Genomic DNA, 21,438 nt, shown 5'->3' on the forward strand with positions numbered 1-21,438 from the left:
TCCCCGAGCGAGCCGCAAAGTTCAGGGAGAAGCTCCGTGCCCTTAGAGAAGCGAACTCGCGTTGAGTTTTTCCTGCCAATCAGAACGGACGCATCTGACTATCGAACTATCACGGATTGGCTTGCTGAAGAGTTAGCCTATTCTCGTGGAGGCTCGACGCTCACTTCTCCCTTCACCGGGCTATATGTTTCGGGCACTCGGGGAAGCGTCATTCGCGACGATGTTCACATCCTGTTCTGCGATTTTCTTCTTGACGTGAACAGTGCCGAAGATCAAGCAGAGTTGGACGCCTATCTCGACGGTGTGCGTGCGCTCTTGATCGAAGGGCTGAAAGAAGAAGATGTGTGGATCGTCTACTACCCGATAACTCGCGCTGTTGGGGCACCGTAGACTCCGCTCCGCCCTGGCGGCAAGGTTATTGCCGCGATGCTTTAGCCGCTCGCTCAGACCGAGCCTTCGCCACCATCTCCTTAATCTCTTTCATCAACGTCGGGCCGTGATAGGGAATGCCATCCTTAATCGTCCATTCGACTCCGCCCGTGTGAACGGTCTTGCCGTCTTTGATCTCATCGACGCCCGTCGGATAAAGCACCTTCAAGTTCTCGAGCGGGTTGCCGTTCACCACGATCAGATCAGCCAGGTACCCAGCTCGCACGCGGCCGAGCGTCTCTTGCCCTAGTATCTTCGCGTTGTTTCCCGTCGCGTGCTGTATGACCTTCAGCGGATGAAAGCCCGCTTCTTGATGAAGCTCCAGAGTGCGAATCAAACCGAAGCCGTACATCTGATAGATGAACCCTGAGTCTTCGCCTGCTGCGATCGTTCCACCCAACCGGTCGAACTCTCGAAGCGCCGCCATCCAGATTCGATAGTTCTCTTTCCAGAAAGTTTCATCCGTCGACGACCAGCCGATGAAGTACGACCCGTGATTCGCCGGATTCGGCTTGAAGTATTCTTCGAGAGTCGGGTGCAGATACTCCGCAAACCACGGCTGCGTCTGCGCGCGTTGGAGATCGCGGCTCGCTTCGTAGATATCCAGCGTCGGGTCCCATGCGACGTTCGCCGCAACCATGCCTTCGAGCACTTTGGTCAGCCGCTCGGGACTGGCTTCGCGCCACAGCCGCCCGGCATAACGAAAGCGATCGACCTCGTTGTTGTAGTTGTAGCTGGACGGAAAATTCTGCCGTCCGCTTTCAATCGCCGCGTCGGGGATGCCGTACCAGTGTTCGATCGAGGTCGTTCCGTACTTGATATCGTCCCACACGTTGGTCTCTTCGACGCCGACGTGATGAGCAACGCGCAAACCAAGTTTATGTGCTTCATCCAACAGCGCGGCCAGGATGTCGCGATCGACCCCAAGGATCTTTATGCCGTCGGCGCCCATCCGCTTTATCTCACGCACGCGGGCGCGAGCTTCTTCGGCGTTGCGCGGCGCCGGCGGATAGCCAAACATCGCATAGATGAACAAGCGCGGCGCGACGACTTCGCCTTTCGCGCTCTGATCGCGCAACGGCAGCGTCTTGCTTGTATCGCTTCCAACGTCGCGAACCGTAGTTATGCCACAGGCCAGCCACAGTTTTAGACAGTAATCGACCGGCTGAGGGACGCCGCCTCGCTCGTATTGGACGTGACCGTGCGCGTTGATCAAACCGGGAAGGACATACTTGCCGGTCGCGTCGATCTCGATGTCGCCTGCGGGCCGTTTAGCTCTGCCTTCGCGTAAGGCGACCGGATCAAGCGGGACGATCTCGGCGATGGCATTGCCTTCGACGACGATGTCCTTTGGTCCCGATGCAGGCGTGCCATTGCCGTCGACGATCATCGCGTTGCGGATGACGAGCCGCGGGTAACGCTTTCCCGTGACGACCGGCTGTTTGAGTTGCGTCGCCGTTGTTAGCGGCGCCGCCAGCGACACGATGATAAGCGTGAGTAAGACAATTCTGGACATTGAGAGACTCCTTGCTTGAAGGCGCGTCACATTGATCTCGTTAACAATACCCACCCTCGTAAGCGCGGAACCTGTGGCGCGCTTCGCATTGTCTTCGCATTGTAGGCTGCAACATCACCGGACCCACCTCTCACGAGGTGGGGGTGCGCAGAACCTTGACCCGGGCGTTCGTTAGAGCGTGGTCGTTTCCTGTTCAGCCACTAAAATGATCGGCGGTCCGCCGGTTGAAATCTTAAACGCATGGGCCACTGCTTCCTGCGTCCCGGGAGAAGCCGCGGATTCCTGCAGCGCCTCCATGGACGGGAAGTAAAGCTCGGCGATTCTGTAGAACGGCGGCGTGCTGCCGTCCGGCGTGCCAACTACTTTGGTCGCCGCAAACTTGGTCACGCCTTTGATCTTTTCCATAGCCAGCGGCAAATGCTCCTCAACGTAAACTTTCTCGAAGGCATCCACGTCGGTCGGGCGTGGATAGATGACAACTATTTTCGTCTCAGCCATATTTCCTCCAGGTTTAGTAGTTAGCGAATTAATGCACGCGCTTCTCGTAGCCGGCCCAGTACTTCTCGCGAAGCTCCTTCTTCAGTATCTTTCCGGTTCCGCCCTTGGGAAGCGCGTCGAAGAACTCGACCGACTTCGGAACTTTGAAGCCGGGGAGGCTGGTTCGGCAGTGATCGATCACTTCTTGCTCGCTCAATGACTCGCCGGGTTTGACAACGACCAGAGCCTTCGGCACTTCGCCCCAGCGATCATCCGGAACGGCCACGACTGCGCACTCGAACACCGCGGGATGTGCGTAGACTGCTTTCTCGACTTCGATCGAAGCGATGTTCTCGCCGCCCGAAATGATGATGTCTTTCTTGCGATCGACGATCAGGAAGTAGCCGTGCTCATCAACGGTCGCCATGTCGCCGGTGTGAAACCATCCGCTGCGCATTACGTTCGCCGTTTCTTCAGGCAGTTTCCAGTAGCCGGCCATTACGTTGTCCGCGCGAACGACCACTTCGCCGACGCTCTTGTTATCGTGGGCCACGGGCTTATCGTCCGGGTCGAAGATGTCGATCTCGACCCCGGGCATCGGGAAGCCGGCCATCGCCTGGCGGCGCCATCGCTCCTCGTCGGGCTCGTCCTTGAGATGGTCTCTGATGAACGACTGAGTCAACACCGGCACGGTCTCGGTCAACCCGTATCCTCCGTACGCGCGGCAGCCGAGTTTCTGCTCGACAAGGCGAATCAAATCGACCGGGGAAGCCGCGCCGCCGATCGCAATGTAGTCGAGACTCGACAGGTCGTATTCTCCGAGCGAGGGGTGATTGATGATCGCGTTCGCCATCGTCGGCACCATCGCGAAGTTGGTCACGCGCTCGCGCTGAATCAACTCGAGTACCTCGGTGGGATCGAACTTCTTGACGATGATGTGGCGCGCGCCCATGCAGGCGAGAGTATGCGGAGTGCCCCAGCCGTTCACGTGGAACAGCGGTATGGTGTGAAGCTGCACAACCGTATCGTCCACTCCGAGACCGGCGATAACCTGCAACGCGTGCATGTAGAGATTGCGATGGGTCATCATCACGCCCTTCGGGTTGGCCGTAGTGCCGGAAGTGTAGAACAGCTCGGCAAGGTCGTCGTCTTTGATATCAGGAGGAGTGAAATCGGCCCCAGCAGCCTGTATCAGGGCTTCATAGTCTTTTCCGTCACCGTTCGATTCGATCGGGACAAAGTGCCTGATCGCCGGCGCTTGATTGCGCACCCCGTCGATAATTGGTTGAAGATCGCGGTTGTAAAACACCGCGACCGAGTCAGAGTCGTTCAGAATGAACGCGATTTCCGCGGGGGTGAGGCGAATGTTGAGCGGCAACAAAACGGCGCCCATCTGCACGACGCCGTAGTAGGCTTCGAGCAACTCGTGGCTGTTGTATCCGAGCCACGCCACCCGTTCGCCTCGCTTGATACCCATATCGATCAGCGCGTTTGACAAGCGATTCGCGCGCTGGCCGAACTCGCGATAGGTCATTCGGACGTCGCCGTCGACGATTCCGATCTTGTTTGCGAAGAATGATTCAGCACGCTGCTTGAATCTGATTGGGGTAAGTGTCAGGTTCATTCAAGTATCTCCTATGAAAGAGTTCGTAGTACGGCCTTTAGGCGGAAGTTTGTACGTGGTCACAGTCCAGTCATTGTGCTACAAACTTCCGCCTAAAGGCCGTACTACGAACTCTTCATCGTCGCTCTTCAACTTATTCGCCGAGCCTGGTCTTTCCAGTGGCGCTCGCGCAGTTGCTTCTTGAGAATCTTTCCGGTTCCGCCCTTCGGCAATTCGCCTTCGATGAACTCAATTGACCGCGGTGACTTGTAGCCCGCCAGGTGTTCCTGGCAAAACTCGATCAACTCTTCGGCCGTCACTCGCTTGCCGTCTCGCAACGCGACGCATGCGTGCACGGCCTCTCCCCAGTCCGGGTCGGGTACGGGAATGACCGCGGCTTCCTTCACCGCCGGGTGCGCGTAGAGCACTGCCTCGACTTCGGTTGAATAAACGTTCTCGCCGCCGGTCACGATCATGTCCTTCTTGCGATCGACCAGATAGATGTAGCCGTCTTCGTCGACGGTCGCAAGATCGCCGGTGTGAAGCCATCCGTCGCGCAGCGTATCTTCAGTGTCGCCGGGCCGCTTCCAGTAACCGAGCATGATGTTTGGGCCGCGGGCGATGATCTCGCCGACTTCCCCGGGCTGAACGACGGAACCGTCTTCTTTCACAACGCGAACATCGACTCCTTGCACTGGCTTGCCACAGGAAGCCAAACGCCGCTCGCTCTTCTCATCGGTGACAACGTGATCCTCCGGAGTGAGCACAGTCAGAAGCGGCGAAGCTTCGGTCAGACCGTAGCCTTGCGCAAACTCGCAGTTGAGGACCTTCATCGCCCGGCGCAGCAGATCGGGCGCGATTGGCGACGCACCGTAGGTCATATGACGCAACGACGAAAGGTCGTATGAAGCGAGGTCCGGCTGTTGAAGCAAGAAGTTGATCATCGTCGGCACAAGCAGGATCAACGACACGCGGTCGCGCGCGATTGTTTCGAGAACCGTTTTAGGGTCGAACCTCGGGATGAACGTCTGCGTCGCCGCGCGGGAGGTGTGCGAGAAAACCGCGGCTCCGTCGGCCAGGTGAAACATCGGCGCCGCGTGAAGGTAGCAGTCCGAGCCTAGATACTTGTAGACGCCTTCCGAATGAAGAATGTTGGAAAGCATGTTCTGGTGCGTCAGCATCACGCCTTTCGGTTCCGCGGTGGTGCCCGACGTGTAGAACAACCCAAGCAGTTCGTCGTTGCTCACCTCGGGCGCATCGAACGCCGGCGAGCCGCCGGCGAGCAAGTCTTCATAGGCGAGATAGCCGTCGCGGCGCTCATCGCTCATCAAAATGAAGTGCTCGACGCCGTCGAGGTTCGAGCGCACGGCTTCTATCAGCGGCGCAAGCGCCGGGTCAACAGCGATGGCTCGCGAGCCTGAATGATCGACGATGTACTTGATTTCCTGTGGCGTCAGTCGAAAGTTTATGGGAACCACTACCGCGCCCATTTGCGGCACGCCGTAGTAGAGCTCGAGGAAACGATGGCAGTTGAGCGACAGGATGGCTACGCGATCACCTCGCGTCAGGCCGAGATCCGTTAGCGCGCTCGATAGCCGGTTGACTCTCTCATCCACTTGTTGAAAGGTGAGGCGCGTGCTGCCGCAGATTGTGGCGACCTTCTGCGGACTAAGCGCAACACTCTTTTTTAGCCCCTCGACTATACTCATTGGGCGCTCGCTTCGGTTGAGCAGAACCCGAAAGGATCTCCTATCGTCATGATCACATGCCGGCCGAACGACCTGGTTTTCGGGTGTTCGGTACGATTGCACAACCGGACAGAGATTGTAAAGGCAACGGTTTGTGGGATAGAGGATTGACCGCGAGAATACCGGCCGTTATAACCAAATAGGTTTATGGCGACGACTTCGACTCAAACAATCAGCAAAACGGGGCGCTCGGCGAGTCAGGAACAGGGCGGACACGCCGGGTTCCTGGATTATGCGGGAGTGGCGATTGACTCTTTGCGCGCGAACAAGCTGCGCTCATTTTTGACGTTGCTCGGTATCATCATCGGAATCACTTCTATCATATCCGTCATTTCCATCATCCAGGGGCTTGATCAGTACTGGAAGCAGAAGGTTTCGAACTTCGGGCCGAACACGTTCGTGATCACCCAGTTCCCGATCACGACGAACCTGGACAAGTTCTATGAGATGATGCGCCGCAATCCGGATGTTCGTGCTGACGCGGCCGATGCAATCAGACGCTCTTGCAGCGCCTGCGAATTAGTCGGAGTCGAGACGATCAGGCAGGTGAATGTCCGCCACGGAAAGCAGTCGCTCGAGCAGATCGGTATGTCGGGCATTACGCCGAACATCGTGGACATCGAAGGCTTCGGAGTCGAGACGGGGCGGGCGCTTCAGGATTGGGATGAAGAGCATTCGAGGTTCGTCGCGTTCATCGGCGCGGATGTAGCGGAGAAGCTTTTCCTGGGCGTCGACCCTCTCGGGAAGACGATTCAGATCGACGATCACTCGTACACGGTAGTCGGCGTAGCTGAGAAGAAGGGATCGGTGTTTGGCTTTTCGCGCGACAACTTCGCGAAGATACCGCTTTCAACGTTTCAGAAAATCTACGGCTCGCGGCGCACGGTGAACATCTCGATCAGGGGCCGCGAGGGACAGATGCAGCAGGCGCAGGACCAGTCGCGGCTGGTGATGCGCACGCTGCATCATCTGGCCTATCACGAAGATGATGATTTCGGCTTGATCACTTCGGAAGGCGTCAACGAATTGTTCAACAACCTGACGAGTGTGATTTTTTCAGTCTCACTGTTCGTAGTCGGGATATCGCTTGTGGTTGGCGGCATCGTGATCATGAACATCATGCTGGTGTCGGTCGTCGAACGAACGAGGGAAATAGGGATTCGAAAAGCGGTCGGCGCGAGGCAACAAGATGTGGTGAATCAGTTTTTGGTTGAGTCGGTCGTCCTTTGCTGCGCGGGAGGTATGGGGGGGATTGTCTTTGCGTGGTGCATCTCGTGGCTGCTTGCGCGGTTCACGCCGCTACCGTCGTCTTTTCCGCTGTGGGCGCCGGTTGTGGCACTGACGCTTTCGACGATCATCGGAGTCTTTTTTGGGATATACCCGGCGCGACGAGCCGGCAAGCTGGATCCCATTGAAGCGTTGAGAACAGAATGAATTTTTCAGGCATAAGAGAGAACACGGCACTCGCGATGCAGACGCTCGTGGCGCACAAGTTCCGCGCGGCGCTCACCATACTGGGTGTGTTCATCGGGGTGCTGGTCATCGTAGCGATGGCCGCCGTGCTGAACGGCTTTCGTCAATCGGTTCTGGACAACGCGGAGAGCTTCGGCACGCGCAACGTTTACGTGTGGCGATACCCATTCATCATGACCAGTAAGCCATCAACAGAGATTCTCAACCGCAAGCCGCTTTCACTCGAAGACTCGCTGGCGATTGAGCGCGAGGTGCCGGCGGTGGAAAACGTGTACGCGGGCATCGCCTACGATATCCCGATGCCAGGCGAAATACCGGCCCCGCCGCCCGAGGTGCGCTATCGGGATCGCGCGATGAATCGAACCCAGTTGATCGGGAACTTTCCTGTGGCTGAGCTTGTAATGAACGTGCCCGTGGATGAAGGCCGCTACTTCAATGAAGCCGAAAACCTTCACCGTGCCTACGTGGCAGTCCTCGCGTTCAATGTTGTCGAGGCGCTTTTCCCGGCCGAAGACCCTATCGGCAAAACGATCAACGTCGGCGGCCAGGACTTCACGGTCGTCGGCACAGTCAAGAAGCAGAAGGCAGGTCCGTTCGGCTCAGAGAACCAGGAAGACAACGACATCTTCATCCCGTACTGGACCTTTCACAAGATGTTCCCTTCGAAGGACGACCACTTCGTCATCGTGCGGATGCGCGAGGGTCAAACGAAGGAGGGCATCGCCGGGCTGGAGCAAGTGCTTCGGCGCAGACGCAATGTCTCGATCGACAAGGATAACGATTTCGAGATAGGCACGCCCGACTCGTTCATCTCGACTTTCGACGACATAGTTGGAGCGGTGTTCGGCGTGATGTTGATCATCTCTTCGATCGCGTTCATGGTCGGAGGAGTGGGGGTGATGAACATAATGCTGGTTGCGGTGACCGAACGAACTCGCGAGATAGGCATACGCAAAGCTGTAGGCGCCCGTCGAGCAGATATCGTCTGGCAGTTCTTAACGGAAGCAGTAACCCTCACCGGGCTGGGCGGAGTAGCGGGCCTGCTGTTCGGTTGGCTGCTAGCCTTGCTGGTATCGACACTTGTGCCGGCTTTGATGATGAAGATACCGCTGTGGGCGGCTGCGTTTGGCTTCTTCGGGTCGGTGACGGTGGGAATAGTGTTTGGCTTATGGCCGGCGATCAAGGCGGCCAACCTGGATCCGATCACAGCGCTGAGGCACGAATAGTTTCGGGTTCAGGGTTCAGGGTTCCGCGTTCTGGGTCCAAATGTTTTGATCTCAAGCGTCGTCGCTCCGAAACCCTGAACCACGAACTCGGAACTCTGAACCCAAACTCTGAACCCGGAACTCTGAACTCGGAACTCTGAACCCGGAACCGTAGTTAGTAGTTCGGGAACGCGTAGTCCTTCAACATCTCCGCTCGCTCTTTCTCTTCCTCGGCCCTCATCGCCACACAGTCGCGCATCGAGACCATCCCCAGGAACTTGCCCTCGGCGTCTTCGACTATCAGGTGATAGACCCTTTTGTCTTGCATGGTCTGCATCGCCTCGCTGATCTGCGTTTCCGTCGTTACCTTGATCAAGTTCGTGCTAGCGATGGAAAGCACGCTCACCTCGGATGGGCGGAAGTTTTCAGCGACGACCTTATCGGATATGTCGCTCTGCGAGACCACGCCGACGGTCTTGCCCGAGAGGTTGCAAATACCGGTTGCGCGGATTCCGCGGTCCTTCAGGTAGCGCGCGGCCTCAGCGGCCGTCGTCTGGTTGGAGATGCAATAGACCTCTGCGCGATTCTTGATGATGTCTTGAACGGTCTTCGGCATAACTCCCTCCGATAGTTTCAGGTTGTCAATTCGGTTAACTAGCTTAAGTTGCCCCAATCATAACGCGGTTTGTGTTTGGCAGCCAGTTCAGTTCAGGTCATTTCAGCGTGGTGAGATTCATTGACGAAACTCTCCGCTAGAGCTTGTTTAGTCCGTTCATCACGGCAACCTTGTAGGCTTCCGCGAATGTCGAATAGCTGAAGATGCTGTCTCGGAAGAACTCGATCAATCTAGCCATTCCTTGCGGAATGGTTGGAGCAATGGGCGCGCTTGTTCTCCTGGCGCGAAACCCGGCCGGTAATTACGAAGCGAGTCGCGATGCTGTCAGAACTTCCTCTCGTCCTCATAGTTCTCTCGTTCTCAGCTCAGCTATGAGGTTTGACGCATTCAGCAAGCTGTCGAAGGTGCCGGCGTCGGTCCACCAGCCTTCGATAACGTCCCAGCTCAAATCGCCCGCCTCGATGTATGCGTTGTTAACGTCGGTGATCTCGAGCTCGCCTCTGCCGCTCGGCTTCAGCGTTTTGATTATCTCAAACACGCGGTTGTCGTACAGGTAGACGCCTATGACTGCGAAGTGCGATTTCGGATCCGACGGTTTCTCTTCAATTCGCAGGACCCGGCCGTCTTGAATGACCGGGACCCCGAAGCGCTGCGGGTCCGTGACCTCGCTCAGCAATATCTTCGCGCCGGAGCCTTGATGGCGGAATTTCTTGACGAACGGGGCGATGCTCTTTTCCAGGATGTTATCTCCAAGCACAACGCAAACGGGCCCGCCATCGGCAAAGTGTTCGGCCAACCCGAGCGCGGCGGCGATCCCACCTTCGCCTTCTTGATATGCGTAGTGTAAGCGGTGGAGCCCGAACTCCGAGCCGTTTCGAAGAAGCTTGAGAAAATCGCCCGCGCTATTGCCGCCGGTCACGATGAGTATCTCGGTGATACCGGCCTCGATCAGCGTACGGATCGGATAGTGAACCATCGGTTGATCGAACACGGGAAGCAGATGCTTGTTAGTCACACGAGTGAGCGGCGCCAACCTCGAGCCTAGTCCACCCGCCAGAACGATTCCCTTCATCCGTTACCTCTCGGTGAAACTCGAACGATGTCGCAATAATATTCGAGCAGCGGCCCAACGGCAATAAGATCTCAAGACCGAGACTTCTACGGGTCAGCGCCTTGTGATAGACTCGCGATTCTTTCGGACTTTGCGCCCTTTGAGTGTTTGCCCGATACTCGGAGAATCTCATGATGCGAAACGGAATGTTGATAGTGGCCGTCCTCTGCTTGACCGCGCTCGATACGTTCGGTCAGCACCGGCTCAAGCCAACACCAAAGACCGTCGCCTGGGGCTACTACGATGCCGGCACCCCGCCAGTGTTGCGAATCAAGTCCGGCGATACAGTTGAGATTCAAACGCTGATCACCTCGAGTCCCACGAGACTCGAATCCGCCGGCGTTCCACCTGAACAAGTCGAGCAGTCGTTGCGCGACATACACAAAGAAGTCACCAACAAAGGCCCGGGCGGCCACATATTGACCGGTCCGATCTTCGTCGAGGGCGCCGAGCCCGGAGATGTGCTCGAAGTTCGCATCCGGACGGTCAAGCTCGCGATACCTTATGCGTACAACGCGTTCAGTCCAGGCCGAGGGTTTCTTCCGGAGGATTTTCCGTATCCGCGAATAAAGATCATTCCGCTGGACGAGAAACGAATGATCGCTCGTTTCTCGGATGGTATCGAGATACCGCTGCGGCCGTTCTTCGGCAGCATGGGTGTAGCGCCTCCGGACGTGTCGGGCCGGATAAGCAGCGCGCCTCCCTGGATTCACGCGGGAAATCTCGACAACAAGGAACTGGTCGCAGGCACGACGCTCTTCATTCCTATTCACGCGCGAGGCGCGTTGTTTTTGGCCGGCGATGGCCACGCGGGGCAGGGCAACGGCGAGGTTGACATCACCGCTTTGGAGACCTCGCTCATCGGCACTCTTCAGTTGATCGTGCGCAAGGACATGCATTTGAAATGGCCGCGCGCGGAAACCGCTTCGCACTTCATAACGATGGGCATTCACGAAGACTTGACCGAAGCGACGAAGGGGGCGCTCCGCGAGATGATCGATTTTCTGGTCAAAGAGAAGCACCTCAATCGAGACGACGCGTACATGCTCGCGAGCGTCGCCGCGGATTTGGAGATCACTCAACTCGTTGACGGGAACAAGGGAGTGCATGCGATGATATCGAAGTCGATATTCAAGAAATAGCCCGCGAGATTGCCGATTGGCGATTGCCCATTGTGGATCGAAGGAGACAACTCGGATCACCGATCGGCAATGGCCATCGGCAATCGGCAATCAACGATCACTCTCACGAAAGAAGGAGAAACCCAAATGAAGAGAATTGTAGTCTTTGCTTTGTGTCTGATCGTGGTGCTTGTAGCCGCGGCACAGGCGCGCTCAGTTGCTCCCCTCCAAGCGAACGTTGCCGGCACATGGGACATCACGATCGACTCGCCACAGGGCCAGAACAAGGCGATGCTGGTCCTCAAGAAAGAGGGCGACAAATTGACCGGCTCTATGAAGTCGGCGCGTGGTGAGCGTCCACTCGAGAGCGTCACGGTAGCAGGCGGCGATATCACCTTTGTGGTGAAGGCGAATATTCAAGGGCAGGATATGGTGTTCACCTATAAGGGCAAGGTCGAGAAAGACTCAATGAAGGGTGACGCCGATTTTGGGGGCCTCGCTACCGGCACGTGGTCAGCGGTGCCTCATAAGGAAGATGCCGCGGCGCCGGCAACTTCGACCGCCGCGCCCGCCCAGGCCGGCGGGATCAACATCAGCGGCGATTGGGCGTTCATGGTTGAAACCGGACAAGGCTCGGGAAGCCCGAGTTTCAGCTTCAAGCAAGACGGCGAGAAGCTGACCGGCACTTACAAGGGTCAGTTCGGAGAAGCGCCGCTTACCGGAACAGTGAAAGGCGCCGACATCAAGTTCGTGATCAAGGTCAATGCTCAAGGCCAGGACCTGACGATAACCTACAGCGGAAAGATAGAAAGCAAAGACAGCATGAAGGGAACCGCTGCCTTAGGTGAGCTGGGCGAAGCCACGTGGACGGCTAAGAGAAAGTAGTAGTCAGCAGGCGGGAGACTTCGCGTAGTTACGTGATCTCGCGGGCTTGCCTCGTTCAGGTTTGCGCTCTTTGCAGCGAGCGTGGGACTAGTCGAGGCAAGCCGCGACAACACTCCCTCTTCTCCGCGCGACCTTTGCGTCCTCTGCGACTCTGCGGTTAACCTAAGCCGAAATCACGCACCGCAGAGTCGCCGAGCACGCAGAGATGGCGCAGAGAAATTGAAGGTAGGACACTACCTGCTTCGACCATCGTTGGACAAGAAAAGCACCACGACCTAATATTACAGACGAACCTCTGAGTTCCGAATTAGCTGTTTTAAGTAACTGTTGTCCCCACCTCACCCCAGGCTTTTCATCTGGCAAACTTTTTGAAGGGCCGTCATGCAGAACAACTGACGCTTCAAATGAAGTGTTTTTATCGGAAGGGGGTGTCCTTATGACGAGGCTGACAATTATCCTTTTTGGCTTGGCGCTGACCATAGCGGTTTGCTGTCCTTTATTGCCCGGCATCAATGCAGGCTCGCAGCTCGAGCCCGGCGTTAACCCGATTGCACTTGAGCCCGTGGTCACAGGGTTGAGCGCTCCTGTATACGTTACCAGCGCCAAGGATGGCAGCAACCGGTTGTTCATAGTCGAGCAGGGTGGGCGCATCAAGTTTTTGGCGCCCGGCAACAACACCCCCACCGTCTTTCTGGACATAACCCAGCGCGTTCTTGTCGCCCGCGAGCGCGGGCTGCTTGGACTGGCTTTTCACCCGCAGTTTCGAACGAACCACCGATTCTTTGTCAATTACACGCGAACTCCAGACGGCGCTACGGTGATAGCCGAGTATCAGGCGTCAGCGGCCGATCCAAACGTCGCGGAAGTGAATGAGACCGCGGTGTTGGTGATCCCGCAACCGTTCGCCAATCACAACGGAGGCATGATCGAGTTCGGTCCTGACGGCTATCTCTACATAGGAATGGGCGACGGCGGCTCGGCTAACGATCCGGGGAATCGCGCGCAAGATATCAACAACCTCTTGGGCAAAATATTACGCATCGATGTTGATCACTCGAACGGGCCGATTCCTTATTCGTCGCCGCCTGAGAATCCGTTCTTTGGTCCGGCCCTCGGACGCGATGAGATCTACGCGCTGGGCATGCGAAACCCCTGGCGCTTCTCCTTTGATCGCGCGAACGGCCAGCTTTATGTTGGCGACGTCGGTCAAAACGCGTGGGAGGAAATAGACATCGTTACTCTGGGCGGGAACTACGGATGGCGCGTGATGGAAGGCACTCGCTGCAATCCAGGCGTCGGCGGCGGCGTATGCAGCACCGCCGGCTTTACGCTTCCAATCGCCGAATACCGTCACACGGGCGGCCGATGCTCGATGACCGGCGGGTATGTGTATCGAGGCTCGAAGCGCGCGCTTCCATCCGGGACCTATGTCTACGCCGACTTCTGCTCGGGCGAGATATTCTCTTTGATCGGCGGCGAGCAGAACCTGCTGATGGATACCGAACTCAACATCTCTTCGTTCGGTGAGGACGAAAGCGGAGAGATTTACGTTGTTGGATTGGGAGGCACGGTTGATCGAATAGTAAATCCCCTCACGGCCCCGCCGCTCCACTTGAAAATCGCGTTTGTGCGTCGCCGCTCGACGCATGAAGTGCTACAGCCGCTCGCCACCAGGCCCAACGGAAAGAAGTTCGAAGTTGTTGCAGTAGTCGATGGGATTAATGGGCCAGGCGCCGTTGTCGTCATCAACGGCCGCGAGTTGAATACCGAGGATGGTGTGGTCGATACCGGAAACCCCGTGCTCATCGCGCGGTTGCGACGCCACACACTTGCGGAACCGGGACCCCTTGTCGTCGAAGTAGTCGCAGCTAACGGCGCGCGCTCGAACCCGGTGGTGCTTCAAGTTGTACCCGGTGAGAACTGATAGCGGTTTGCCGACACGTAGCGCGGCAGGCTAGTATCAAGCGTTGAGTTTAGAGCTTTTTTCGGGTCAAAGGGGACGAGGTTCTCGGAACCCTTCGGTAAGTTCCGCCGAAAATCAAAGCGTCGAGGATATAATGTTCCTGGGTTCAAGAACCGCTTACACGGTAGGCGTGATCCTACTCTTAGTGCTCCTTCTCGCGTCGGTTAGTCTTCCGTCGCGCAGCATTGCTCAAACAAATCCCGTCACGCTTGCACCCGGGTTCGAGGCGGCGACCAAATTGGGGTCAATGTTCGCCGATCCGGGGAACGTACCCGACTTTGCGCAAAGCGCTTTCTCGGGTCCGGTTGCAATGGCTTTTGACGCTCGAGGGAGGCTTTTTGTAGGAACGTATCCGGGCAAGATTCTCATCCTGCTGGACAACGACGGCAATGGAAGAGCGGACCAGGTTAAGACCTTTGCCAGCGGCCTGCTGATCCCATTAGGACTGGAGTTTCGGGCCAACGGGGACCTGTTCATCACCAGCAACCTGCTTGGAGGCGTTGGCCGGATAATTCGGTTGCGAGATACAAACGGCGACGACGTTGCCGATGAGGTCACGACGATTATCGACAACCTTCCCAGTCAAGGAGACCACCAGACTAACAAACTCAAGTTCGGCCCCGATGGTTTGCTGTATATCAGCCAGGGCTCTTCGACGGATAACGGCACGCCTGGCCCGCATTCGCCTCCCGACGGTCCGCTCAACGCGACGATCCTGCGCGTCGATGTTGACAGTCCGAATCCCCAGGTCGAAGTCTTCGCCACCGGATTGCGCAACGCGTTCGGAATTGCGTTTCACCCGGAGAACAATCAGCTTTTTGCCACCGACGGCGGGTCGGGAGAGCTGGGTGACATTCCGGATAATTCTCCGCTTGAAGAAGTCAATTGGATCGTTCAAGGCGGCCACTACGGGTTCCCTTCATGCGAGGGGCCGCCTGACCCGAACAATCCTGCGTGCGCCGGAGTGCGTGCGCCGGTGACCACGTTCAATCGGCACCTGACTCCCACCTCGATCACCTTCTACAGCGGTCCTCAGGCTGGTGAGTCGAAGAATCAGATGCTGGTCACGCTCTTTAAGCGCCTACCCGGTCAAGGCGGTGGCGACCTGCAGCGATTCATTCTCACCGGAAACGCCGCAAATGGTTTTCAGACTACAAAGATTGAACCACCAATCGCAGAATTTGGCTTGATAGATCCTTTCGACGGCCCGGTTGATACTGCCATCGATCCCATAACCGGCGACATCTACGTTGCGCGCTTCGATCCGGTGAATCACGCCAACGTCAACGAGCACCATCATTTTATTTATCGAATACATCGAACGGGGAGCGACGCGCAGCCGTTCATCGGGCCGCCCAGCCCTGCTGCGATCAAAGCGGGTCCCGCCACAGTGACCGTCTCGCTGGTAACTCGTCACGTAAAACCTGGCGCGGTCGTTTTCGACGTGACCGACAATGTACCGCTCTCCACAAGACAGGGTTCGTCAAGCTTTGAGCTTGTGGCTGATCTGCCCGCGAGCGTGGTCGCCAGCGAGCGGACGATTGTGCTCGAGGTGCGAAACCCTGATGGTGTCGCCTCTAATCAGCAGGCGTTCAAAGTGACCAAAGGTGATCCGGGCCCCGTGCTCGATAAGGCGCCGCAGATCACGTCGATGTTCGCGTACAAGAAGAAGCGTGCGAAGGTGTGGGACCAACTCTTTGTCGGGGTGAACGTGAAGAAATTCAGGCTAGTGGTGAGCGGGACCGACTTCGACTCGGGCGCTGAACTTCTGGTGAACAACACAGCGCTTGCGCTTGAGAGCTCGAGCACTACCGAACTCGTTGGCAGGCTGATCAATGCGTTGGTCCAATCGCCCGGCGAGCTGACCGTGCAGGTTCGCAACTCAACAGGGAAGACTTCGAATACACTCAAGCTAACCGTAAGTCCGTAGTTTCCGTGCGCCGTCCTGCGACGAAGCTACGAGTTGCAAATTGCAACCCTGACCCTCGACCTGACGGCGAATGAGTTGAATAAAAATGACCCAGTGGGACCTGCTCCGCTGGTCCCGAAACCTTCTTCGCAAAACAGGAAAAATAATGGAAGCAAAAGGCAACGCCGAGCTGATTAGTTGGTTGATGGTACTAATCTACGCAGCAACTCTGCTCGTCGTCTTTTTCTACACTCGTGAAACGAGCAAGATGCAACGGGCCGTAGCTAAGCAGGCCGACGAGTTGGTGCATCAGATTAGACTCTCGATCATGCCAGCGTTTGTTCTGCGCACAGCCGGGGCAAGCCTCCAAATCCGCAACATTGGAAATGGGGTCGCGATTAACGTTCAGATCGATAGATTATTTTTGACTCCTTCTTCAAACGAAACGTTCACGCCGAACATATTATTCACAAGAGCGCCGTTTCTAGATCGCCCCGAATGGGAAACCATTAAGCACGTTGAGTATGAAGGAGAGACAGTGCGTAGTAGGCCCTCGGTGCATTCTGGCTATCGCGATTTGCTGCTTCGTATTACCGAAAACACGTATATGTTGAATATTCGATTTCAGGACATTGAGGGTAATCCATATCTACAAGAGGTCTCGATGGGCAAGGAAGGATGTAACCCTGGGCCGATTAAGCCCGTTGAGCGACTGACAGACCACTATTAACTCTCCTTTTCCTAAACGTAGTCTCAGTTTATGAGTTTGCATATGTTTGACTCAATACTTGCCAAAGACAGAAACTTGTTTGTCCGCCTTTATAAATATAGACCTGACCGGCTCCATACACCCCAGGAGAATTTTGTAACCGAGTGCTTTGCAATAAATCTATCAATTGATAGAAAACTGCTCAGCGAGTTTTTTAAGAGATACCTAAGAGAAGATCTACCAGACGGGCTCCACATAGATACCCAAGTGAAGTATGAAAATGGAATATTCGATATAGTTTTCACCAACGACAAGGATTTTTACTACGTTGCTGAGTGCAAAATGAATGCTGGTTTTTCACAGCATCCAGAGGATGAGGCGAAAGATCAGTTGGACAAGTATGCGGAAAAAATTCAAACGTTAGGAGCAGACAATAAGGGGATTTTTATCATCACGGTGAGAAATCCTCCGGCCAGGGAGTATCAACACTTGAAGTACGTCGCGTTAAGGTGGATAGATATAAAAACCTTCTTTGAGGCTTTCTCATCGGATAATCCTGTTGCCGAGATTTTGAGGAGGCAGTTTGTCGAACTATTGGGATTCTTAAAGGTTGATAGAACTCTTCGAAATAACCGTTTGCTCTGGAAATGTGATTTTTGTGGGCTAGAGACAATAGGACAGGGAATTTTCAGTCACCAGAAGAGACATTGCGGAGAATATGCCCACATCATTCAAGACGAGAATCAGAACAGGCGAGAAGAGTTCCTTAAAAGAATTAAGCCCTATGAAGTGGATATCGAGAGTATCCTTGTTGAAGTGAGGAAATTGGAAAAGGTCGAGGTGCGAAATTATGGTGACCGCGAATGGGTCTTCGAGCTTTTGAAAAATAGTAATCTCCCTGAAAGTCTTTGGCTATTCGTCATTGGTAAGCTTGGTTTCGGCTTCTCTAACAAAGCGTTTCAAAAATTTCAGACTGAAGTAAAGATGAGGCTAAGCGATGTACAATTCGAAAGAGAACCCGAATACATATCAAATACTTATGAGAACTTGCTCTTATTCAAGGGGAGGTTACCTTGAAACCCACTCGGCGGAATTCTGACAGCGAGCTTGCAATCATCAGGCGGCCGATGCCTCGACCCTGGTGAGCCGGGAGAACCGAGACCTGTCCGATGTGACCGGCGCCTCTCGAAACGCGCGAAGGGCCAGTGTCACGAATCACCATTCACGAATCAGGTTTCACGTTCACACTTCCAGTTTGGCTGCTTTCAGTTTTTTCATCTGCGGCTCGACAAGGCGAACGTAACAATCCGGGCAAATGCCGTGACTGAACTCGACTTCCGAATGTTTGGTGATGTAGCTGTCGACCTGTTGCCAATAATTCTGATCGTCGCGAACTTTCTTGCAGTAGGAACAGATCGGGAGCAGTCCCTGGAGCTGCTTCACACGCGATAAGGCGAGTTCCAGCTCGACGACGCGATCGGCGGCAGTCTTTTGAAGCTCGGCTATCCTGATCCCAACCTTGATGCGAGCGTGAAGCTCGAGCCGATTGAATGGCTTTGTAATGTAGTCGTCGGCGCCTGCGCAGAGCCCTGCGACGACATCCTGTTTCTCGCTCTTCGCCGTCAGCATTATCACGTAAGCTGGCATCGTGGTCTCAACGGCTCGGGCTCGGCGGCACACTTCGGCTCCATCGAGTCCTCGAACCGCATGTTGTGGACCTCCGTTCGTGTACCGGGAAGACAACTGAGGGCGAGAATCTGATGCTTTCCCAAATGCCTCTCGGCAACCAATGTGCCTGCCACTTCGCTTCATCCGTCTCATTCGAAAGGTTGAGCACAAGTGAGTTAGGTTTTCGCCTTCTGCGTCGCGGCTGTGTGTCGGCGCCAGCGGGCGAGGAGATTCGCGACAGAGTTGGGTTGGCGGTGGGGACTGGGGGGACAGCGCTCTTGCGAGGGTTCTTAACAGAGCTGGCGGCGATACCTCTAACCCGCGATGCGCGGCGACTAATCAGCGAGCGATCGTTGAAGCGCCCGGCGATGCGCTCGTTTGGAAGGGCGAGGGAGCTTCGATCTGAGTTGGGCTGATTCTCTTAAGAATCGAGCACTACGATTCCTTTTCCTGTCCCGACCCAAATCCTTCCAGTTTTATCTATGAGGAGTGCTGAAACATAGTTGTCGGGCAGAGCACTGTTGTCGATCGTGTATAAATTCCACTCATTGCTTTTCTCTTTGAAGGAGATCAACCCGATGTCCGTCGCAAAGAGGACTTGGCCAGATTTGTCCTCGCAAATGCCACTCACCGAAAACTCCGTGTGGTAAAAGTTGAGCCTATTTTTACGCAAAATCTCAGGGAGGTCGTGCACTGACCAGGAACTAGTAGCCTTATCAAATCTCGCGACCCCTCCCTTCGGGCCGCAGAACCAGATACGACCGATAGCATCCTCATAAACTCCAAGGACCCCTCCTAGTTCGCTCGGCAGTCGATAGATTGCCCATCTTTGATTGCTCGGAGAAAACCGAATGACCGCTCTTCGTGTTCCCATCCAGAGCTGACCATCGTGATCCTCCGCACCGACCTCGACCAAGCGAATTATGCTCCCGCGCGGATTGGAGGTCATCTCATCAGACCATTTCGCGCCTGATTGCAGCTTGAACTGATGCTCCACGGGTGCCGGGGGAGTAATCGGACCTTGCCACTTGCCATTGTCATAACGGTAAAGTCCAGATTTCTGCGCCAACCATATTCTACCGCTGTTCGAGGTTAATAATTCCCCAGAAGGCTGCACCGCAAAGCCGTTGACGGCCTCGATTTTCTGCCATTGGTTTCCATTGACCACGCTTAGGAGGTAAAGACCTAAGGAATGAACCCAGATCTTCCCATCCGCACTCCACGCAATTGAGCGTGCAGATCCCAATGAATTGCCAGATTCATGTCTAAATGAAGTCCATCCGTCCGTTCTTTGGTCAAATGAATAGACGTTTGTCACGCCACCCACCCAGTGAGTGCCAGACGGGTCCTGAAATAGAACAAAGGGTAGGGCTAGATCTGTCCATCCGCTGTTACCACGAGTAGATCGGTGGATTTTCAGAACCTTGTGGCCTGCGATCATCTCGCGATTGATGTCTTTCGATGTAACACGACCGCTCCAAAGAGTAGGAGAAGACAGTATTACCAGAGCTGCTGCACTTATCTTTGCTGTTAGCATCGAGCGCCCTTTTCCTAGAACTTCCGCACTATTACAGTCACTGCTCAAGATTGGGGAATTGTACTTCCTGCGAGTGCGCCCAACGTAGTTCCAATGAAACCACTAAGGCGGAAGTCTCTGATTGCGTTTTTGATGTCCTTGGTTTTAGCACAATGCTCTTCGATGTCAAATGCCAACGTTTTGCCCTCTCCGTACGCCGTCCGAGCACCGGAGACCGTTTCATTGAACGCCTGTAAGTCGGTAGGTCGTCCTCGGTTTGTGTCTAGTAGCACTTGCCTCAAGAGATAGCCGATACTCCAGAATGACCTTATGTTTTTTAGATAAGCCTTGCCAAGCGAATCGTTCTTCGCGTAGTCATCAATATGAGAGTTAACCAAATTCTGAAATCCATCCTTGAGCTCATCATTGGAGGAATTGAACAAAAACTCAGCGGCAAGTCTCGCGCCCATGACAGTCGATGCCTTTTGTAAGAGTTCTTGTGCCGCTTTCGAACACTTTTTCTTGGACCATTTTGTGGGTTTCGGTTCTGATCCTGGTGTCTCTGGCCGCTCGCCGGTTTCTGGATCATCGATGTCGCGGCACTCGCAGTCCCCCTCGCCTCCGTCGCTGCATGTACACACGGTCAATAGGCCTAGGGGATCCAGCATGTTTATCGGATCATTCCGGGAGTAGGTGTTCCGATTGAGGCTCTGGGGACTAGCGGTCGAACCCGCGTAAGCGTCCGCAGAGGCGAACCTTGCAACTCCCTGCGCGTATTGCCTGTTGACCGCATAATCGGTACCGCTTTCGCTGTCTCTCTCGTAACTTGTAAAATGATGCTTCTCCTGAGTGCCGCTCTCTGCGAAGTCCTCTCCGAAGGGCAAGTGAGCCTGCCGTCCTAGCACGTTGCCTAGGACGTCCAGCACAAGCCTCGTGCTTAGTCGGTCGCTGAGGTAATACCGCTCCGACCAGGCTCCCGTGCTGCTTGTCCGCTGACGGCTGTACACCATGCTGCCGCCCGCATAGACGTAGTCCACTCGCGCTGACTTCACTTGATAGGGCGGCTCCCACCACGGCGGCAATGGGGTCGTCGCGTCGTGCTCGGCTATAACTTGCGAGCCCTGCCAGACATAATGAGTCAAGCTCGTTCCGGGGATTGCCTTGCTCACTCGGCGATTCTGATGATCGTACTTGTAGGTGGCAGTCGCACCATTGTCCACGCTCACCACGCGGTTCTCACCGTCGTAGGTATAAGTGTGGGCCCCATCATTCGTAACATTGCCCGCAGCGTCAAACGTGTAGTTCACTGTCGACCCGCTGGTCACGCTCGTGATTCGATTCGTCGGAGCGCCTCCGCTCTGTTGCAGCGCGATTGTTTGAATCTGAGTGCCGCCTGATACGGCGTCCCACATCCCCGTTCGATTGCCCCACCGGTCATATGCAAACCGTCGCTGCGCGGTCGCGCCGTTGCTGGTCTGATTCGACGTCG

Annotated in this window: 18 protein-coding genes; 9 read left to right on the forward strand and 9 right to left on the reverse strand. The window is 55.5% G+C overall.

Features of this window, described 5'->3' with window-relative positions; all coding sequences use genetic code 11:
* Positions 1 to 36: 36 nt before the first annotated feature.
* A complete protein-coding gene (locus AABO57_16390) occupies positions 37 to 390 on the forward strand; it encodes a hypothetical protein (GenBank protein ID MEK6287321.1) in 354 nt (117 codons plus the stop codon).
* Positions 391 to 415: 25 nt separating this feature from the next.
* Here the strand turns inward: AABO57_16390 and AABO57_16395 are convergent, their stop codons facing one another.
* The 4 genes from AABO57_16395 to AABO57_16410 all read right to left on the reverse strand — a co-directional run bounded on the left by AABO57_16395 (position 416) and on the right by AABO57_16410 (position 5,734).
* Entirely contained in the window at positions 416 to 1,945 is a 1,530-nt protein-coding gene (locus tag AABO57_16395; protein MEK6287322.1) for an amidohydrolase family protein, read from the reverse strand.
* Positions 1,946 to 2,116: 171 nt separating this feature from the next.
* Positions 2,117 to 2,443, reverse strand: coding sequence for an EthD family reductase (locus AABO57_16400; protein ID MEK6287323.1), 327 nt, complete (start codon positions 2,441 to 2,443; stop codon positions 2,117 to 2,119).
* A gap of 28 nt (positions 2,444 to 2,471) precedes the next feature.
* Entirely contained in the window at positions 2,472 to 4,046 is a 1,575-nt protein-coding gene (locus AABO57_16405) for a long-chain-fatty-acid--CoA ligase (GenBank protein ID MEK6287324.1), read from the reverse strand.
* Between the two features lie 128 nt (positions 4,047 to 4,174).
* On the reverse strand, positions 4,175 to 5,734 hold the full coding sequence (locus AABO57_16410) for a fatty acid--CoA ligase (GenBank protein ID MEK6287325.1): 1,560 nt from the start codon (positions 5,732 to 5,734) through the stop codon (positions 4,175 to 4,177).
* A 186-nt stretch (positions 5,735 to 5,920) separates the two neighbouring features.
* On the opposite strand from AABO57_16410, the gene AABO57_16415 reads away from it, so the two are divergent.
* Positions 5,921 to 7,207 (forward strand): ABC transporter permease, encoded by a 1,287-nt coding sequence (locus AABO57_16415; protein MEK6287326.1) that lies wholly within the window; start codon positions 5,921 to 5,923, stop codon positions 7,205 to 7,207.
* A complete protein-coding gene (locus AABO57_16420) occupies positions 7,204 to 8,472 on the forward strand; it encodes an ABC transporter permease (GenBank protein MEK6287327.1) in 1,269 nt (422 codons plus the stop codon). Before AABO57_16415 ends, AABO57_16420 begins: the two co-directional genes overlap by 4 nt.
* 154 nt (positions 8,473 to 8,626) lie before the next feature.
* On the opposite strand, the gene AABO57_16425 is transcribed toward AABO57_16420, so the two are convergent.
* Positions 8,627 to 9,067 (reverse strand): CBS domain-containing protein, encoded by a 441-nt coding sequence (locus AABO57_16425; GenBank protein ID MEK6287328.1) that lies wholly within the window; start codon positions 9,065 to 9,067, stop codon positions 8,627 to 8,629.
* A gap of 343 nt (positions 9,068 to 9,410) precedes the next feature.
* A complete protein-coding gene (locus AABO57_16430) occupies positions 9,411 to 10,139 on the reverse strand; it encodes a sugar phosphate nucleotidyltransferase (GenBank protein ID MEK6287329.1) in 729 nt (242 codons plus the stop codon).
* A gap of 173 nt (positions 10,140 to 10,312) precedes the next feature.
* Between AABO57_16430 and AABO57_16435 the strand changes: the two genes are divergently transcribed.
* The 6 genes from AABO57_16435 to AABO57_16460 all read left to right on the forward strand — a co-directional run bounded on the left by AABO57_16435 (position 10,313) and on the right by AABO57_16460 (position 17,842).
* On the forward strand, positions 10,313 to 11,320 hold the full coding sequence (locus AABO57_16435) for an acetamidase/formamidase family protein (protein ID MEK6287330.1): 1,008 nt from the start codon (positions 10,313 to 10,315) through the stop codon (positions 11,318 to 11,320).
* Between the two features lie 126 nt (positions 11,321 to 11,446).
* A complete protein-coding gene (locus AABO57_16440; protein MEK6287331.1) occupies positions 11,447 to 12,184 on the forward strand; it encodes a hypothetical protein in 738 nt (245 codons plus the stop codon).
* Between the two features lie 436 nt (positions 12,185 to 12,620).
* Positions 12,621 to 14,108 carry a PQQ-dependent sugar dehydrogenase gene (locus tag AABO57_16445; protein MEK6287332.1) on the forward strand — a complete coding sequence of 496 codons (1,488 nt, stop codon included), beginning with the start codon at positions 12,621 to 12,623 and terminating at the stop codon, positions 14,106 to 14,108.
* 133 nt (positions 14,109 to 14,241) lie between these two features.
* On the forward strand, positions 14,242 to 16,077 hold the full coding sequence (locus AABO57_16450; GenBank protein MEK6287333.1) for a PQQ-dependent sugar dehydrogenase: 1,836 nt from the start codon (positions 14,242 to 14,244) through the stop codon (positions 16,075 to 16,077).
* 145 nt (positions 16,078 to 16,222) lie between these two features.
* Complete coding sequence (locus tag AABO57_16455) at positions 16,223 to 16,786, forward strand: hypothetical protein (GenBank protein ID MEK6287334.1); 564 nt, start codon at positions 16,223 to 16,225, stop codon at positions 16,784 to 16,786.
* Between the two features lie 42 nt (positions 16,787 to 16,828).
* Complete coding sequence (locus AABO57_16460) at positions 16,829 to 17,842, forward strand: hypothetical protein (GenBank protein MEK6287335.1); 1,014 nt, start codon at positions 16,829 to 16,831, stop codon at positions 17,840 to 17,842.
* 165 nt (positions 17,843 to 18,007) lie between these two features.
* On the opposite strand, the gene AABO57_16465 is transcribed toward AABO57_16460, so the two are convergent.
* The 3 genes from AABO57_16465 to AABO57_16475 all read right to left on the reverse strand — a co-directional run.
* Positions 18,008 to 18,586: a response regulator gene (locus AABO57_16465; protein MEK6287336.1), complete on the reverse strand. Its 579-nt coding sequence runs from the start codon at positions 18,584 to 18,586 to the stop codon at positions 18,008 to 18,010.
* A gap of 268 nt (positions 18,587 to 18,854) precedes the next feature.
* The gene (locus AABO57_16470; GenBank protein ID MEK6287337.1) at positions 18,855 to 19,970 is read right to left on the reverse strand and encodes a two-component regulator propeller domain-containing protein; all 1,116 of its coding nucleotides are present in this window, start codon (positions 19,968 to 19,970) and stop codon (positions 18,855 to 18,857) included.
* Positions 19,971 to 20,014: 44 nt separating this feature from the next.
* A partial coding sequence (locus AABO57_16475; GenBank protein MEK6287338.1) for an RHS repeat-associated core domain-containing protein occupies positions 20,015 to 21,438 on the reverse strand: 1,424 nt, incomplete at its 5' end.

Source organism: Acidobacteriota bacterium, from assembly GCA_038040445.1.
In the GTDB taxonomy this organism is placed as follows: Bacteria; Acidobacteriota; Blastocatellia; order UBA7656; family UBA7656; genus Onstottus_A; species Onstottus_A frigus.

Excerpts from the sequence above, each read along its gene's own strand:
- AABO57_16395 (MEK6287322.1), bottom strand. The coding sequence starts at position 1,945 with ATGTCCAGAATTGTCTTACTCACGCTTATCATCGTGTCGCTGGCGGCG.
- AABO57_16400 (MEK6287323.1), bottom strand. The coding sequence starts at position 2,443 with ATGGCTGAGACGAAAATAGTTGTCATCTATCCACGCCCGACCGACGTG.
- AABO57_16405 (MEK6287324.1), bottom strand. The coding sequence starts at position 4,046 with ATGAACCTGACACTTACCCCAATCAGATTCAAGCAGCGTGCTGAATCA.
- AABO57_16410 (MEK6287325.1), bottom strand. The coding sequence starts at position 5,734 with ATGAGTATAGTCGAGGGGCTAAAAAAGAGTGTTGCGCTTAGTCCGCAG.
- AABO57_16415 (MEK6287326.1), top strand. The coding sequence starts at position 5,921 with ATGGCGACGACTTCGACTCAAACAATCAGCAAAACGGGGCGCTCGGCG.
- AABO57_16420 (MEK6287327.1), top strand. The coding sequence starts at position 7,204 with ATGAATTTTTCAGGCATAAGAGAGAACACGGCACTCGCGATGCAGACG.
- AABO57_16425 (MEK6287328.1), bottom strand. The coding sequence starts at position 9,067 with ATGCCGAAGACCGTTCAAGACATCATCAAGAATCGCGCAGAGGTCTAT.
- AABO57_16430 (MEK6287329.1), bottom strand. The coding sequence starts at position 10,139 with ATGAAGGGAATCGTTCTGGCGGGTGGACTAGGCTCGAGGTTGGCGCCG.
- AABO57_16435 (MEK6287330.1), top strand. The coding sequence starts at position 10,313 with ATGCGAAACGGAATGTTGATAGTGGCCGTCCTCTGCTTGACCGCGCTC.
- AABO57_16440 (MEK6287331.1), top strand. The coding sequence starts at position 11,447 with ATGAAGAGAATTGTAGTCTTTGCTTTGTGTCTGATCGTGGTGCTTGTA.
- AABO57_16445 (MEK6287332.1), top strand. The coding sequence starts at position 12,621 with ATGACGAGGCTGACAATTATCCTTTTTGGCTTGGCGCTGACCATAGCG.
- AABO57_16450 (MEK6287333.1), top strand. The coding sequence starts at position 14,242 with ATGTTCCTGGGTTCAAGAACCGCTTACACGGTAGGCGTGATCCTACTC.
- AABO57_16455 (MEK6287334.1), top strand. The coding sequence starts at position 16,223 with ATGGAAGCAAAAGGCAACGCCGAGCTGATTAGTTGGTTGATGGTACTA.
- AABO57_16460 (MEK6287335.1), top strand. The coding sequence starts at position 16,829 with ATGTTTGACTCAATACTTGCCAAAGACAGAAACTTGTTTGTCCGCCTT.
- AABO57_16465 (MEK6287336.1), bottom strand. The coding sequence starts at position 18,586 with ATGAGACGGATGAAGCGAAGTGGCAGGCACATTGGTTGCCGAGAGGCA.
- AABO57_16470 (MEK6287337.1), bottom strand. The coding sequence starts at position 19,970 with ATGCTAACAGCAAAGATAAGTGCAGCAGCTCTGGTAATACTGTCTTCT.